The organism is Arthrobacter sp. TmtSoilC51 (assembly GCF_055388015.1).
This window is the reverse complement of the sequence record NZ_AP035877.1, coordinates 3962207-3977482: the sequence shown is the minus strand read 5'-3', so window position 1 is coordinate 3977482 and position 15276 is coordinate 3962207. Positions and strand designations below refer to the sequence as shown.

The 15276-nt window shown below is 63.0% G+C and carries 13 protein-coding genes; 10 read left to right on the top strand and 3 right to left on the bottom strand.

The features are described 5' to 3' along the window. Window positions 1-4 precede the first annotated feature (4 nt). From ACZ5G6_RS18180 to ACZ5G6_RS18165, 4 genes are read left to right on the top strand one after another with little or no spacing between them, the layout of a single operon-like run. Window positions 5-1423, top strand: coding sequence for an extracellular solute-binding protein (locus tag ACZ5G6_RS18180; protein ID WP_498687055.1), 1419 nt, complete (start codon window positions 5-7; stop codon window positions 1421-1423). Continuing rightward, window positions 1420-2385 (top strand): carbohydrate ABC transporter permease, encoded by a 966-nt coding sequence (locus ACZ5G6_RS18175; RefSeq protein WP_498687054.1) that lies wholly within the window; start codon window positions 1420-1422, stop codon window positions 2383-2385. Before ACZ5G6_RS18180 ends, ACZ5G6_RS18175 begins: the two co-directional genes overlap by 4 nt. 8 nt (window positions 2386-2393) lie before the next feature. Then, complete coding sequence (locus tag ACZ5G6_RS18170; RefSeq protein ID WP_223934213.1) at window positions 2394-3266, top strand: carbohydrate ABC transporter permease; 873 nt, start codon at window positions 2394-2396, stop codon at window positions 3264-3266. A gap of 26 nt (window positions 3267-3292) precedes the next feature. Further along, window positions 3293-4717, top strand: a complete 1425-nt coding sequence (locus ACZ5G6_RS18165) for a glycoside hydrolase family 32 protein (protein WP_498687051.1) — start codon at window positions 3293-3295, stop codon at window positions 4715-4717. Between the two features lie 167 nt (window positions 4718-4884). On the opposite strand, the gene ACZ5G6_RS18160 is transcribed toward ACZ5G6_RS18165, so the two are convergent. Next, window positions 4885-5940, bottom strand: a complete 1056-nt coding sequence (locus ACZ5G6_RS18160) for a LacI family DNA-binding transcriptional regulator (RefSeq protein ID WP_498687050.1) — start codon at window positions 5938-5940, stop codon at window positions 4885-4887. Window positions 5941-6085: 145 nt separating this feature from the next. Here ACZ5G6_RS18160 and ACZ5G6_RS18155 point away from each other — a divergent pair, with 145 nt between their 5' ends. Further along, window positions 6086-6427: a DUF5655 domain-containing protein gene (locus tag ACZ5G6_RS18155; protein ID WP_498687048.1), complete on the top strand. Its 342-nt coding sequence runs from the start codon at window positions 6086-6088 to the stop codon at window positions 6425-6427. Between the two features lie 27 nt (window positions 6428-6454). Here ACZ5G6_RS18155 and ACZ5G6_RS18150 read toward each other — a convergent pair whose 3' ends face one another. Next, a complete protein-coding gene (locus ACZ5G6_RS18150) occupies window positions 6455-7075 on the bottom strand; it encodes a DUF2510 domain-containing protein (RefSeq protein ID WP_498687046.1) in 621 nt (206 codons plus the stop codon). Window positions 7076-7178: 103 nt separating this feature from the next. Here ACZ5G6_RS18150 and ACZ5G6_RS18145 point away from each other — a divergent pair, with 103 nt between their 5' ends. From ACZ5G6_RS18145 to ACZ5G6_RS18125, 5 genes are all read left to right on the top strand, one after another. Beyond that, complete coding sequence (locus ACZ5G6_RS18145) at window positions 7179-7787, top strand: hypothetical protein (protein ID WP_498687044.1); 609 nt, start codon at window positions 7179-7181, stop codon at window positions 7785-7787. A 60-nt stretch (window positions 7788-7847) separates the two neighbouring features. Further along, on the top strand, window positions 7848-8876 hold the full coding sequence (locus ACZ5G6_RS18140; RefSeq protein ID WP_498687041.1) for an o-succinylbenzoate synthase: 1029 nt from the start codon (window positions 7848-7850) through the stop codon (window positions 8874-8876). Window positions 8877-8951: 75 nt separating this feature from the next. Further along, on the top strand, window positions 8952-11042 hold the full coding sequence (locus ACZ5G6_RS18135) for a PhoX family protein (RefSeq protein WP_498687039.1): 2091 nt from the start codon (window positions 8952-8954) through the stop codon (window positions 11040-11042). A 395-nt stretch (window positions 11043-11437) separates the two neighbouring features. Next, window positions 11438-13147: a 2-succinyl-5-enolpyruvyl-6-hydroxy-3-cyclohexene-1-carboxylic-acid synthase gene (menD, locus tag ACZ5G6_RS18130; protein WP_498687036.1), complete on the top strand. Its 1710-nt coding sequence runs from the start codon at window positions 11438-11440 to the stop codon at window positions 13145-13147. A 255-nt stretch (window positions 13148-13402) separates the two neighbouring features. Further along, window positions 13403-14359 (top strand): hypothetical protein, encoded by a 957-nt coding sequence (locus tag ACZ5G6_RS18125; protein ID WP_498687032.1) that lies wholly within the window; start codon window positions 13403-13405, stop codon window positions 14357-14359. A 122-nt stretch (window positions 14360-14481) separates the two neighbouring features. On the opposite strand, the gene ACZ5G6_RS18120 is transcribed toward ACZ5G6_RS18125, so the two are convergent. Then, window positions 14482-15276, bottom strand: coding sequence for an amino acid ABC transporter ATP-binding protein (locus ACZ5G6_RS18120; RefSeq protein ID WP_498687030.1), 795 nt, complete (start codon window positions 15274-15276; stop codon window positions 14482-14484).

Here is a 15276-nt window from a genome sequence, read left to right as displayed (position 1 = left end):
CTACATGCCGGGAACCAATGGGGCTTTGCGACAATTCACACGCAGAACCGCCCTCACAGCCCTCGGTGCTGGGATAGTCGGAGCAACAGCGGCGTCGTGGCCGCGATTGACCGGGACGGATATTCCAGGCCGGGGAGACAATAGCCTCAGCATCGCCATCATGGGCACCGCCGCAGACGCCGCAGCGCGTCAAAAGGTCATCGACGCCTTCGCGAAGGTCCACCCCGAGATCAAGGTCAAGGTCCAAGCCATCCAAGCTGTGGACTGGAAGGACTTCTTCACCAAGATCCTCACCATGGTGGCTGCAGGTACGCCACCGGACGTTGTTTACGTGGCAACGGAAGGCGCCCAGCTCTTCGCCGAGAAGCTGGCCCATCCGCTGGACGAGTACCTGCGCCGCGACGCCGAGCACATGAAGGAGTACTTCGAGGACGTCCACCCCAGCCTGGTGGAAGCCTTCATGTACAAGGGCAGCCTGTTCCAGCTCCCTATCGACTGGAACGCCGCCAACATGTACTACAACACCGCAGCATTCCAGCAGGCCGGCCTTGAACGCCCTGCCGACGACTGGACGCACATGGACTTCCGCAGCACGCTCGCTGCGATGAAAAAGGCCAAGCCACAGGACTTCACGCCCTATTACTGGACCAACCGACTCTTCGGTGGAGTAGTGCCATGGCTGTATGCCAACGAGACGAGCTTCCTCAAAGAAACCAAGTCCACCGGCGGCGAATGGCTGTGGGATGGCTTCTATGCCAACGATCCCTCGCGCAGCCTCCGCTCCGGCGGTTACCAATGGCTGGAACCCAACGCGGACGATCCCCGCGTCTTCGAATCGTTCGACTACCTCCGCGGCCTGGTGAAAGACGGGCTGGGTGTCCGGCCCGAGGAAGGCGGCGGCAGTGCACTGATTGGTCTCTTCGCCTCCAACAGGATAGGTACGACGCCGGCGGGCGGCTATTGGGTGCAAGGCCTCCACGAAGCGGGAATGACGGAAGATGGATTCGACGTCCAGTTCTTCCCGAAATGGCGAGGTCAGCGGCACCAGTTCGGCACGGCAGGCTACGCCATCATGAAGACCGCCAAGGACAAGGACGCAGCCTGGGAATGGGTAAAGTTCAGCTCCAGCCTGGAGGCCATGAGGATCGTGTTCCCCACACCGAACACCACTCCCGCCCGCCGTTCCATGGTCAACGAACAGCTCTACGCAGGCACCGGCCCGCGGAACTGGAAGGTCTTCTACGACACGCTTGACCGGTTCCCCACCACAGGTCCCATCCCCGCACCACCCCAGCAGGCCGCCGTCGAGACGGCGCTCATGAAGAACGTATCCCTGGCTGTCAGCGGGGACGAGCGCCAGCTCAAACAGGCCCTCGAATCAATGCAGCGCGATCTTGAACTGGCCCTGAGGAGGCAGCCATGAGCACCGCAACCAGTACCCCCACCGGGACAGGGAAGCAGCCGGGCAGCCGTCAGGCCACCCACAAGCACAGCCAGCCCTCCAAGCGTGGCCGCGTCCAACAACGCTGGCTGCCATGGGCCTTCCTTGCCCCGACCATCGTGGGCATGGGGATCTTCACCCTCCTGCCGATCGTCGCTTCGGTGGCGCTCGCCTTCTTCCGCTGGGACATCATCTCCGCGCCGACGTTCGTGGGCTTCGATAATTTCGCCGAGGTAGTCCAGGACCCGACGGTGCGCGTCTCGTTCCTCAACACCATCGTGTTCGTCATCGTGGCCGTCGCCCTCCAGTTGGGACTCGCCCTGGGCTTGGCCATCATGGTGCAGGAGAAGCTCCCGGCCTGGCTGCGGGTGTTCTTCCGTTCGGCCTTCTTCTTCCCGCTGATTCTTTCCGCCGCATCGGTCTCCATCTTCATGCGGTACCTCTTCAACGAGCAGTTTGGCGTGGTGAACTGGCTATTGTCCATGGTCGGCGTCCCCGCGGTACCGTGGCTGACGACGCCAGGGGGATCGGCCGCCGTCGTAATTCTCGTGTACGTGTGGCAGAACTTTGGCTTCTCGTTCCTGCTGTTTGTTGGTGGGCTTGCCTCGATCCCCGTTGAAACCTACGAGGCCGCGTCGATCGACGGTGCCACGGGCTGGCGCAAACACTTCTACGTCACTCTGCCGCTGCTGAGCCCCACCACCCTGGTGGCCTCGGTGATGGCCATCATCAACGCCCTGCAAGTGTTCGATCAGCCCTATGTGCTCACACGCGGCGGGCCCGGCGACTCAACGCGCACCGCCGTCATGGTGATCTTCGAATCCGCGTTCCAACGCCTCGAATTCGGCCAGGCCTCGGCGATCGGCGTGATCCTGACGCTCATCATCATGGCCATCACCGCCGCGCAGTTCCGGCTCAGCAAACGATTCGTCTTCTACCAGTAAGGCCCGCCATGACCCTCATTTCAGATCGTGTTGAAACCACGGCGCCTGTAGTTACGCGTAAAAAGCGCGACTGGTCAGTTGCCGGGCGCGTCGCCATCTTGCTGATCGCATCCGTCTTTGTCCTGGGCCCCGTCCTCTGGACGTTATCCACCTCGCTGCGGCCGCCGTCGGAATCCTTCAAACTGCCGCCTGCCTTCCTGCCGCTGAACCCCGATCTCGCGTCCTACCAGCAGGTGTTCAAGCAGCTCAACATCGTGGGACTGGTACTGAACAGTGCCCTTGTGACCGGACTGATCGCCGTCGGACAGATGGTGACAGCAGCACTGGCTGGTTACGCGTTCGCGCACCTTCGTTTTAGGGGACGGGGCGCCCTGTTCTCCATCGTGCTGGCCACCATGATGGTGCCCGCCCAGGTGACGATCGTGCCGGTGTTTATGCTGATCCGAGGCGTCGGGCTCTCGGACACGCTGCTCGCGTTGATCATTCCAGCCATCCCGACGGCGTTCGGCACCTTCCTGATGCGCCAATACTTCATGGGATTGCCGGGTGAGCTCGCTGAGGCCGCCGCTATTGATGGCGCCTCACCGTGGCGGACCTTCCGCTCCGTCTACGCGCCGCTGGCCATGCCGGGCCTGGCGATCGTGGGCATCCTGGCGTTCAACTTCCACTGGAACGAGTTCTTCAGGCCACTCATCATGACCATCTCCGAGCAGAACTTCACACTGCCATTGGGACTGGTCTCCCTCCAAGGCAACCTCGGCACAGGAAGCATCTCCGTGGTGCTCGCCGGCGTCGTACTCTCCATGATTCCCGCGCTGGTGGTGTTCATGTTCGGCCAGCGCGCACTGCAGGACGGACTCACCGCCGGAACGGGCAAGTAGCTCCACTCATTATTGAAAGGGTTCCAGTGACGGACCTTGCACTTTTTAGTTCCCTTGTTTCGGCTGCCAGCCATCCGGATCCGGCGTTCCCGCGCTTCCACCCGCGTCCCGCCCAAGGCTGGATCAACGATCCCAACGGCGTCAGCTACATCAACGGCCGGTACCACGTCTTCTTCCAGTACAACCCGGAATCTGCCCGACACTCGCAGATCCAGTGGGGCCACGTGAGTTCCCCCGACCTGATCCAGTGGGAAGAACACCCCGTAGCGTTGAAGCCGCAGCCCGGAGGTCCGGATTCCGCAGGCTGCTGGACGGGCGTGGTGACCTCCGATGGTGGCGTCCCGACCGCGGTCTACTCGGGCGTCCGCGATCACGGAGGGCACTCGCAGGTAGTCATTGCCCGCGGTTCCTCGGACCTGGTGACGTGGGAGCAGACCGGGCACGTTGCTGCGTCAATGCCCTCCGATCCTCTGGTCACGGCCGTGCGCGATCCCTTCATCTTCCGCTTCAACGGGGCTCGATACGCCATCCAAGGAGCGGGCCTGTCTGATGGGCGCGCCGCTCTGCTCCTGTACACAGTGGAGGACATGAATGACTGGCACTACGAGGGGATTTGGCTAACCTCCGCTGATCCCGTGGCTGCCGTTCACACGCCTGCCGAGATTTGGGAGTGCCCGCAGTTGGTGCAGGTGCCTGACGCGTCGGGCGGCTCCGCGTGGGTGATGATGTTCTCGCTCTGGCTGGCTGGCGATGACCACGAGCACGCCAACGGGGTTGGGCACCTGATCGGTTCCCTTGCCTCGGACCCCGCGACGGGGCTGCCTGTGTTTGTGCCGTCCTCCGGTGGGAAGTCCGATCTGGGGCGCGACTTCTATGCACCGCAGGTTGTCCAGCTCTCTTATGGCTCCTCGGATTCTTCGCCGGATTCTTCGCCTACGGCGTTGTTGTGGGGGTGGGCCAACGAAGGCCCCGGACGCGACGGCCGCCGTGGCCGCACCCAGGAACAAATCGACGACGCCGGGTGGGCGGGCGTGCTGACACATCCTCGCCTCCTGTCCGTGGTGGACGGGGCGCTTGCGGTTTCCCCGGTGCCGGAGGTGTTGGCGTACAGGGGTGCTGCTGTAGCTACGGGTGCTGCGGGCTCGGTGGTGGTTCCCGCGTTTGCCGAAGTGCTGGTGACGGGTGGTGATGTGCCGTCCGGCGTTGTGGAGTTGGCGCTCGTTTCGCATCCAGAGACAGGCTCCGGGGACAACAGGCAAGTCGTCTACTCGGGTTCGTTGGCCGCGGGGGAGGAGCTTCGGATCTTCATCGATGCTTCCCTTGTGGAGGTGTACCGCACGGGTTCGGTCGCGACGACGCTTCGCGCCTACCCGGCGGCTGGGGAAGAGTGGCAGCTCACCCTGCCCGCCGGCGCAACCGCCGACGTGTGGGAGTTGACGCTCCCGGGGTAGGCGGCAGGCCGACGTCGTGCGTTGTGGGGCTTGCTCTGCGTCCCCACCCCCTCCCTAACTTCGCAAGCTCAGCCAGGGAACCCGGGTGGTGTGGGCCCTATTTGACGTGGCAAACCCGCTATTCCGTTGTTGCCCGACAACGGAATAGCGGGTCAACGACGAACTACTCAGCGCGTGGGCGCAGGGCCGGTTGATTCCCGGATAACCAGCTGGCAGGGGACCATCGTTTCCATGGTGGTTTCCGCCGTGTCTTCGGCGGTAGCGCCCTCGATCGCGTCCAGGAGCGTCGTCATGGCCGCGCGGCCGATCTCACGCAGCGGCAGGGCCATGGTGGTGAGGGCGGGGACCATGGTGTCGGCGATCCGTTCTTCGTCGTCGTAACCCATCACCGAAAGATCCGCCGGGATGCTGAGCCCTAGACGGGCTGCGGCCAGGGCAACGCCGATTGCCAGACGGTCATTCGCGCACATGATGGCCGTGGGCCGCTCGGCCGGGGACACGCCGTCGAGCAGTTTCATGGCGCCGTGGAAACCGGCGTCGATGTCCCAACCCGCCATGGTGATCCTGTCCGCGCGAACCGACAGGCCAGCAGCAGCATACGCGTCCCGGTAGCCCTCGACTCGCAGGGGAGCGGCCGGGGACTCCTCAGCGCCAGCAAGCAAAGCGATGTCCCGATGGCCTAACTGCAGCAGGTACTCGGTAGCTTCCCTGCCGCCGGTGACTTCGTCCGGGATGACGTGATGGAGCTGAGGCTCGGGGCTGTTGTCGTAGCAATTGGCCAGGACTGATGGGACGCGCAGCATGCCGTGGGGCACATCGAGCGGCTTCAAACCCACGGTCACGTACATGAGCCCGTCCACCTGCCGGTCCAGGAGGGTTTCAATTGCACTCTCATCCCGGGCGGCGTCGCGCTCGGTATCCATGACCACGGTGACGAAGCCCCGGCTGCGGGCGACATCGTCCGCGCCGCCGATGATATTGCCGTCGAAGGGGCTGACCACAACGTCGTCGGAAACGATGCCGATCACGCGGGAGCGTTGGTTCCGCAGGCTGAGCGCGATCGCGTTGGGGGAGTAGTTGAGTTCCTGTGCGGCAAGGCGGATCCGGTCCTGGCTCTCTTTGGCCACATTGCCGTCGCCGCGGCCATTGAGCACCAGCGAGACCGCACTCCTGGACACCCCCGCCCTTTTGGCGACGTCCAGGGCTGTGGCCTTGCGGTTCATCGGGAGAGTCCTTCCATCCTTCATTTTTCAGCAGTCTACCTAACGCGTGTGAGGACAGGCGTCCAAGATGCAATTCGGATGAGTCGTAGGGAGATATAGGCAGTAGGCGGCACCGGTTCAGGGAAGTGACGCTTATGCTGGCACCATGGCACGCACCGCTAGAGAGCGCATTGAAAGTGACCCTGCTTCATCCAGTATTTACAAGGCAATCACGGATTCACTCTCCGAGTTGGAAGGCTGGGAAGTACAGGAGAACGCCTCATCCTTCCACGTCACGCACGGGCGCGCGTTTCTCGGGATTCATCCTCGTCGTGGTGGCATTCTGGTCAACATAGTCCTCGAGAGCGAGATTGAGTCAGATCGTGTTCACCGGGCTGAGCGCGTGTCGAGTAACCGGTGGCACAACGAGGTCATAGTGAAGGACGTCACTGAAATCGACGGTGAGTTCCTGACCTGGGTTCGTGCGGCCTACGCACTTACTGCATGAATCGTGTCCTTGATTGGCGCCAAGACCTTAGGCGTTTATTGAATAACCGATCTGGGAGTACAGCGATTGCATCATTGCGGACATCCAGATGCCGGCCACGATCATGGACAACACAAATGTGCCAATGAGTGCCCACACCGGCCACATCCCACGGCCAGGGGCAACCTTCCGGACAATCACCGTGCGGCCAATGACATACACGGCGGGACTCAGGAAGCACCATGCCCAATGGAAGGGGCGGACGACGCCGGAACGGGCCAGCCGCCGGTGGTCCAAGTAGGCCATCAGGACAGATACGCCATAAACGATGACCCCTGACGCTTGGAGCAGGAAGTAGCCCGGTGTGTAGAGCGACATTGGGTCGATGGTGGTGGCACCCTGCCTGGTGGTGATCATTCTGAACTCCGGCTGCCAGGTAAGCATCAGAAGGATGCTCACCAGCGGCAGCAGCACCACCGTCCAAATGAAGGGGTTGTACACAGGCGTCTGATTGCTGATCAGCACACGCTGGGGCGGCATGAACTGCTGGCTGGCAGGTGCCAAATGCGGCGTCCATTGCACGCCGTCCCACCAGCGCATCTGCTGTGGAAAAGAAGGATCCGGGTACCAGCCGGCCGGCGTCATGGAACCATTGGGTGCGTGCGTCATATTTCCCCCGAATAGAGTCGTGAATCAGAGGATAGCGCGGTTCCATCCTTCCGTTCGGATTGCAACCCTCCCTTAGCTTTCGTGGCGGTGTAAGGATGGAAACATGACGTTCTTCGACGATCTTCCAGAGCCACCCCAACGTCCGCGCCAACCCCAGCCCCTCCGCCCAGGCTGGTCCGGTCCGCCGTCGGACGAGCTGCCTGGCGTGGTTCACATCGGCGAGTTCGTTTACAACAGCCGGCAGGTAGTGATGGCGCTGAAGCTGGTTGAGGTGTATTCCACGGGATGTACTTTGGACCTGGTGTGGTCGGTTCGCCGCGGCGACGAGTCGGACCGCGAATGGCGTGACGTCATGGACCAATCCTTCAACCATCCGCGTTCAAGCCTCGATACCGGGACAGGATTGCAGATAGGGGTCGCTTTCCCCGATGGGCGCAAGGCGGTTGCAGCGATTCACGGGCCGTCGATGTACGAAGGGGCGGACGACGTCACAGGTCCCGTGCTGACTACTCTGGGCGGCGGCGGGGGGAGCAGCAATGATGAAATCGTTCAATCCACGGCCCACTACTGGCTGTGGCCTTTGCCGGTAGAAGGTGACACCCAGCTAGTGGCTCGGTGGGACGCGTTGGGCATGCCGGAAAGCTCCCTTACCTTGTCCGGTGAGCAGCTGAGCGATGCACTGGGCAAGATCCGGAAATACTGGACGGAATAGTTGTCCACATAGCCATATTGGCCTGCCGTTCTCGTCGGGAGCCGCCGGTACAGTGGCAATATGCCTGCTCGCCTCCCTGATTTGCCGTCGCTCGAAGAACTCCTGGACAACGCCCACGTCGTTTCACTGCCCATGCGCGTGAAGTTCCGCGGCATCATGGAGCGGGAAACACTCCTCCTGAGAGGGCCGCTGGGTTGGGGGGAATTCTGCCCCTTTCCGGAATACGACGACGACGAATCCTCCCGTTGGCTCTCTGCAGCCCTGGAAGCGGGCTGGATTGGTTTCCCTCCAACACTTCGGGACAGCATTCCCGTGAACGCCACCGTTCCCGCAGTCCCCGCGGAACGCGTGCCGGAAGTACTGGATCGGTTTGGCCGCGTGGATGCCGTCAAGATCAAAGTTGCTGAGCGTGGGCAATCTCTCGCCGACGACGTCGCACGGGTCACCGCCGTGCGCGATGCCCTCCCCGACGCCGCCATCCGCGTCGATGCGAACGGAGGCTGGGATGTCGGCCAGGCTGTAGAGGCACTAGGCAGATTGTCTGTTGTTGGACTCGAATATGCTGAGCAACCCGTAGCGGACATTGAGGGTCTGGCTGAGGTGCGCCGTCGCCTTGCCACCGAGGGAACGCCCGTCCTGATAGCCGCAGATGAAAGCGTCCGGAAAGAAACCGACCCCCTTCGCGTTGCGAGGGCGGGTGCTGCGGACCTGATCGTCGTCAAGGTAGCGCCACTTGGGGGAGTGGTACGCGCCTTGGACATCGTCGCCCAGGCCGGCCTGCCCGCCGTCGTCAGTTCCGCCCTGGATACCTCCATCGGGATCCGCGCCGGTCTGGCGCTCGCGGCCGCGCTGCCTTCGCTGCCATACGCCTGCGGGCTTGGCACGGTTTCGCTCTTCGCCTCGGATATCACCCTGGATCCCTTGGTAGCCGACGACGGCGCCATCCGCCTTCGCGAAGCCGTCGCCGATCCCGGGCTGCTGGAGCAATACGCGGCTCCGGTGGACCGTCGCGACTGGTGGCTGGAGAGGTTGCGACGCGTACATTCCACGCTTGCGTCCTCGTGGGAAAGCATGTTCACCGAAACTTAACCAGAGTGTCCTCTCGGATTCGGATTGCGCTGAAAGGCTCAGCGGGAACCTCGTACATACTCTGGAAGGTCCCCCATGTCTGATACCACCGGACGCTCGTTCCCACTGCTGCCCATGTTCGGCCACACCAAAGGCAAGCGCAGTGCCGTTACGTGTGCGCTCAAGTGCGACAACGCCTGTGCAGGCGACGTTTGCAACACCAGCTCCAACGGCTACTTCCGCGACATCGCTTCAACGGCAATGACCCGCCGCGCCGCCCTGGGGCTTGGCGCCGCCGGTGCGCTCGCCGTCGTGCTTGGTAGTGCAGTGACGGGTGCCGAACCTGCGGTCGCCGATGCCGGCAACGGATTGTCGGACGCGGCCAAGCAGGGCTTCGGGAAGTCAAAGCTCCAGTTCACGGCAATCAAGCCTGTTGACGCCGCTGTTGACGCTTTCACAGTTCCGGACGGCTTCGACTGGAAGCCGGTCATCCGCTGGGGTGACCCCCTGTTCGCCGATTCGCCGGCCTTCGACCTCAACGCCCAGACCGCTGCGGCCCAGGCACGGCAGTTCGGCTACAACAACGACTACACGGACATCATCCCGATTCCCGGGTCCAAAGACCGCCGTGCCGTACTGTTCACGAATCACGAATACACCAACGAGAACATTATGTTGCCCGCAGGTTTTGACGCCGCCGAGGCCCGTGCGATCGGCCGGGCAGGTCATGGCCTGACGGTGGTGGAATTGGAGCGAAAGAACAAGAACAAGCCGTGGAACTACGTTCAGGGCGCACCCCTGAATCGCCGCTACCTCACGGACACGGTCTACGAGCTCACTGGTCCCGCCGCGGGCAGCAACCTGGTCAAGACCATCGACGACCCCGCCGGCCGCTGGATCAAGGGCACGCTGGGCAACTGCTCCGGCGGTACCACTCCCTGGGGAACCATCCTCTCCGGCGAAGAGAACTTCAACGGCTACTTTGCCGCACCAGGTACCAGCGACAGCGACAAGCGCTACGGCATATCTGCGAGGCCGACCACGCGTCAGTGGGAACTCGACGAGCCACGCTTCGATACCCGCAACGCTGGGTACGCCAATGAGACCAACCGCTTCGGCTGGATCGTGGAAGTGGACCCGTTCGACCCCACCTCCACCCCGAAGAAGCACTCCGCCATGGGCCGCTTCAAGCATGAGGGCGCCAACGTGATTGTCGCACCGTCAGGCCAGGTGGTGGCGTACATGGGTGACGACGAACGCTTCGATTACCTCTACAAGTTCGTCTCCAAGGGCAAATACCAGCCCGGTGACTCAGCGGAGGCCCGCAAGAACAACATGGGCCTGCTGTCCGAAGGAGATCTCTACGTTGCCCGCTTCACGGGGGACTCCCCGGCAGCGGAAGTCGACGGCACGGGCAAAGTCCCCGCAGACGGTGCCTTTGACGGCACTGGCGAGTGGTTGCCGCTCGTGGTCAACGGCACCTCCGCCGTCCCTGGTATGTCCGTCGCAGAGGTTCTCGTCTACACCCGTCTTGCCGCTGACAAGGTTGGTCCCACCAAGATGGACCGCTGCGAAGACGTCCAGCCCAACCTCCTCACCGGCAAGGTTTACGTGGCCTGCACCAACAACTCGGACCGCGGCAAAGCCGGCAAGGAAGGGGCCACCGAGGTCAACCCCCGTACGCTGAACCGCGACGGCCACATCGTGGAAATCACCGAAGGGCCGGAGCAGACGGGCACCAAGTTCAACTGGACCTTGCTGCTGGTGGCCGGTGACCCCGCCAAGAACACTTCCACATACTTCTCCGGATTCCCGGCGGACAAGGTATCCCCGATCTCCTGCCCAGACAACGTGGCGTTCGACTCCGTGGGCAACCTCTGGATCTCCACCGATGGTGCACCGTCCACCATCGGCTACGCAGATGGGCTGTTCAAGGTCACCCTCGAAGGCGCAGAACGCGGAAAGGTGGAGCAGTTCCTCGCCGTCCCGCGCGACGCCGAGACCTGTGGTCCGATCATCCACGATGAGGAGCGCACTGTTTTCGTAGCCGTCCAGCACCCGGGCGAGGAAGGTACGTTCGCTGCGCAGAACTCTTTCTTCCCGGATTACGTGGACGCTGGAGCCACGCCCGCCGCCGGTGCGGTCCGGGCTCCGCGCCCCTCGATCGTCCAGGTGTTCCGCAAGTAGCTCCGACGGACGTTCTCTCACTTCCCGCGGGTTTTCGACGGTTGTTCTCTCACTTCCTGAGGGTTTTCAACGGATGTTCTTCCACTTCCTGAGGGTTTTCGACGGTTGTTCTTCCACTTCCTGAGGGTTTTCAACGGATGTTCTTCCACTTCCTGAGGGTTTTCGACGGATGTTCTTCCAGTTCCCTCAGCGCTCCGGCCGGTCCTGGGAAGCCGGTTGGATGTGAGAGAGCATCCGGTGGGAGCCGGTTGGATGTGAGAGAGGAACCCGTGGGTGGCGGTGGGATGTGAGAGAGGAACCCGTGGGTGGCGGTGGGATGTGAGAGAGGAACCCGTGGGTGGCGGTGGGATGTGAGAGAGCATTTGGGGTCCGGTCTACGCCAATAGACTGGAACAGTGACTTCCCAGGACTCTCTGACATCCATCGCCTCCGCCAGAATTGCCGTCACGGCGTTGCTCGACGGCGGCGTGCGGCACGTGGTGGTGGCGCCAGGTTCACGTTCTGCGCCCATGGCGTACGCCCTGGCCGAGGCGGAAGCTGCGGGCAAAGTTCTCCTTCATGTCAGGATCGATGAACGAGATGCAGGATTCACGGCCCTTGGCCTTGCCCTCGCAACCGAAGCGCCCGCCGCCGTCCTGACCACCTCGGGTACCGCCGTCGGGAACCTGCTGCCAGCTGTGATGGAGGCCAACCACTCAGCCGTACCGCTCGTGGTCGTCTCCGCGGACCGGCCGGAGGAACTTCACGGTACCGGGGCGAACCAGACCACAACCCAGCTGGACCTTTTCGGCGAACACGTTCGCTTCGCCGTCGACGTCGCCGCGGGGGACAGCCCACAGCGGGCAGTTGCCACTGCGCTGTACGCGGCGACCGGCGCCCTTGAGGACACCCCGCCGGGACCCGTTCAAGTAAACCTCGCGTTCCGCGCCCCGCTTGTTCCCGATGCCGGCGATGCACTCCCCGCCGCCGCTGGTCACAGCATTTTCCATTACGACGCCGGTCCCCAAGCACTGGATCTCCCGCCGGCATCCACCGACCTCGCCGAGCGACGCACGGTGGTCCTCGCAGGTCACGACGCCGGTCCCGTGGCCGAGGCCTTCGCACGCGCCCATGGCCTTCCGTTGCTCGCGGAACCTTCATCCAATGCGCGGTTCGGGCCCAACGCCGTGGGTCCATACCGCGTGCTGCTGGAGCACTTCGGCCCGGATTCGGCCACCCCGATCGAGCGCGTAGTCCTGTTCGGCCGGGCCACCCTTTCGCGACCCGTTGCTGCGTTGTTGGCCCGCCCCACCATCGAATCCGCCATCTACCAGCCGGTTCCCGTGGCTTGGTACGAGGCCGGGCGACGCCGCGAGACACCTATCGAGACCCTCCCTGAGCTGGCAGAGTTTGCCGGCCGTGGCTCTGCCGAGTGGCTGGATTCCTGGCTCTTGGCAGGGGCCGCCGCCCAACATGCCTTGGACGGAATACTGGCAGGGGAGTCCACGGCCAACGGTCCTTCGGTCGGAGCCACCGTCTGGGAGCACTCGCGCGGCAAACTGGTACTCGGATCCTCCAACGGCATCCGCGACGTCGACCTCGCCGGCCAACCACACCCCGACCCCATCGCCACGGTTTACGCCAACCGCGGCCTCGCGGGCATTGATGGCACCATCGCCACGGCCACAGGAATTGCCCTGGGCAGCGGACGCGAAACCACGCTTCTCCTGGGCGACGTCACCTTCCTCCACGACGCCGGCGGATTGCTCCTGGGCCAGGGCGAGCCCGTCCCCGATCTCCGGATCGTAGTCCTTAACGACTCCGGTGGCGCCATCTTTAGCCTCCTCGAACACGGTGAGGTGGAGGACTCCGGGGCCTACGGCACCGCCGTCGAACGCCTCTTCAGCACCCCGCACTCAGTGGACATCGCGGCACTCGCGGCGGCTTACGGCGTCGGACACCAAGCGGTAAGTACGACGGCGGAACTCGCCGAGGCACTTAAGTCGCCGCTGAAGGGCCGCACCATTGTGGAGGTGCGCGTGGATCGAGCGGGCCTGCGCGGACTTCATGCCCGCATCAAGGAAGCAGTCTCCGGCGCCGTGGGCAAGGTCTTGACGGCGGGCTAGCGGGGTTTCCCACGCCGCCCCAATTCGCCCACGCCACGCTCATGCCTCCACGCTGCTCAAACGGACAGGCGACATCTGGATATGGGTGTCACCAGCAGGATTAGGTGTCAGCAGGCAATTTGAGTGTCGTGCCAGGGTCCCCACCGGGGCGGATCCCGCGAGCGTGGCCGCACACATCGGGAAGGCTGCGCTCAGATTTCCACATAGGGCGAAGAAGCCCTCCTCTTTGCCCTGGCAATTTTCAAGACTTGTGCCATGCGGACGCTACCCAAACTCATTCTTGCCAAGGACTTATCCCTCATTGGCGGGGATTCCCGCAAACTGTCGATGGCAGCGAGGAGTGGGAATCTCGTGAGAGTCCGCCACGGGGTCTATGTCGATGCGAAAAGCTGGGCAGCGCTGGAGAAGGGGGAGCGTTATGCCCTGAGTGTTGAGGCTGCTGCTGAGACTTTTACGTCACCGACCATCTTCTCGCACCACTCTGCTGCGTCCGTACACGGAATTCCAGCCATCCTCGGTCGCCACCCTGTCCAGGCGCTCACGGCGTACGCTCGTGGCGGACGATCCAGGGCAGGCGTTCGTCGCCATTACGTAAGCAGCGAATTTCGACAGGCTGAAGAGGTGAGGGGATTCCTTGTTACCGACAGGATTCGAACGGCGCTGGACATAGCTGCATCGGTGCCCTTCGCGGAGGCTATTGTCCCTTTGGATTTCTTGTTAGGTGTGGAGAGCAACGGCAGCCCCGTAACCCAGGTTGAGTTGCTGGCTGCCATCGACGGCAGATACTCGAAGGCGGCAGCCCGCAGGATCATTGCAGCTGTTGAGTTTGCCGTCCCAAATTCAGGTTCGCCGGGGGAGTCCTATGCCCGTGGCCTGATGCATGTGTCCGGGTTCGCCACGCCGGAGCTCCAATGCCCGATCCTGACCAAGCAGGGGATTGTCTACAGCGACTACTACTGGAGGGATGTTCGAATAGTGGGGGAATTCGACGGCCGTGAAAAGTATATGAAACCGGAATTTCTGAAGGGACGCACTCCTTCGCAGGTTGTTGTTGCTGAAAAGGACCGCGAAAATGCCATCCGGGCGACGGGCCGCGGCGTTCTCCGGTTGGTGTGGAGTGACCTCCTATCGCCGGGTCGGCTGGAAGCCGAGCTCGAGGCAGCGGGGGTTCCCCGCCGCCGTCGTGCTTCTGCGGGACGCGCAAATTCATAGCTGATACAAATACGGGAGGGCGACACCTATATATAGGTGTCGCCCTCCCGCATGCGTCGCGCTTACGAATTTGCGTGGCGCAAGCTGTCCTGCAAGCCGCAAGAGCCAACGTAGCGGTGGACCTAGTCCTCCACGACGTCGATGTGCGTCGGGTCCAGGACGCGGCGCAGGAATTCCTTGGTTCGCGGCTGGGACGGGGCACTGATGACGTGTTCCGCCGGGCCTTCCTCCACTACTACGCCGGCATCCATGAAGACCACGCGGTCAGCCACCTCGCGGGCGAAGCCCATCTCATGGGTGACCACCAGCATGGTCATGCCTTCCTGGGCCAGTTTGCGCATAACGGCAAGGACATCGCCCACCGTCTCCGGGTCAAGGGCGGACGTCGGCTCATCGAACAGCATCAGCTGCGGATCCATGGACAGCGCGCGCGCAATGGCAACGCGTTGCTGCTGGCCGCCGGAGAGCTGGTCAGGGAAACGGTCAGCAAGGTGTCCAAGGCCAACACGCTCCAGGTTGCGGCGGGCCACCTCGGCGGCCTGGGACTTGGATCGCTTGAGGACCTTCATCTGGGAGATGGTGCAGTTGTCCAGCACGCTCAGGTGTGGGAACAGGTTGAAGTGCTGGAACACCATGCCAACGCTTTGACGCATGCGGTTGAGGTCTACGTCGGGGTCGGTTGCCTCGAACTTGCCCACGTTGATGGTGCCCGCATTCGGGTGCTCCAGCAGGTTCACGCAACGCAGGAGGGTGGACTTTCCGGAACCGGACGGGCCGATCAGGCAGACAACCTGGCCTGGTTCCACGGTCAGCGAGATCCCCTTGAGGACCTCGTTGCTTCCGTAGGACTTGCGCAGATCCTTGATGTTCACGCCCGCGGCCTGGACGGTCGCTGGGTTGTTTACGACGTCGTTCAT

Excerpts from the sequence above, each read along its gene's own strand:
- ACZ5G6_RS18180 (WP_498687055.1), top strand. The coding sequence starts at position 5 with ATGCCGGGAACCAATGGGGCTTTGCGACAATTCACACGCAGAACCGCC.
- ACZ5G6_RS18175 (WP_498687054.1), top strand. The coding sequence starts at position 1,420 with ATGAGCACCGCAACCAGTACCCCCACCGGGACAGGGAAGCAGCCGGGC.
- ACZ5G6_RS18170 (WP_223934213.1), top strand. The coding sequence starts at position 2,394 with ATGACCCTCATTTCAGATCGTGTTGAAACCACGGCGCCTGTAGTTACG.
- ACZ5G6_RS18160 (WP_498687050.1), bottom strand. The coding sequence starts at position 5,940 with ATGAACCGCAAGGCCACAGCCCTGGACGTCGCCAAAAGGGCGGGGGTG.
- ACZ5G6_RS18155 (WP_498687048.1), top strand. The coding sequence starts at position 6,086 with ATGGCACGCACCGCTAGAGAGCGCATTGAAAGTGACCCTGCTTCATCC.
- ACZ5G6_RS18150 (WP_498687046.1), bottom strand. The coding sequence starts at position 7,075 with ATGACGCACGCACCCAATGGTTCCATGACGCCGGCCGGCTGGTACCCG.
- ACZ5G6_RS18145 (WP_498687044.1), top strand. The coding sequence starts at position 7,179 with ATGACGTTCTTCGACGATCTTCCAGAGCCACCCCAACGTCCGCGCCAA.
- ACZ5G6_RS18140 (WP_498687041.1), top strand. The coding sequence starts at position 7,848 with ATGCCTGCTCGCCTCCCTGATTTGCCGTCGCTCGAAGAACTCCTGGAC.
- ACZ5G6_RS18135 (WP_498687039.1), top strand. The coding sequence starts at position 8,952 with ATGTCTGATACCACCGGACGCTCGTTCCCACTGCTGCCCATGTTCGGC.
- ACZ5G6_RS18125 (WP_498687032.1), top strand. The coding sequence starts at position 13,403 with ATGCGGACGCTACCCAAACTCATTCTTGCCAAGGACTTATCCCTCATT.
- ACZ5G6_RS18120 (WP_498687030.1), bottom strand. The coding sequence starts at position 15,276 with ATGAACGACGTCGTAAACAACCCAGCGACCGTCCAGGCCGCGGGCGTG.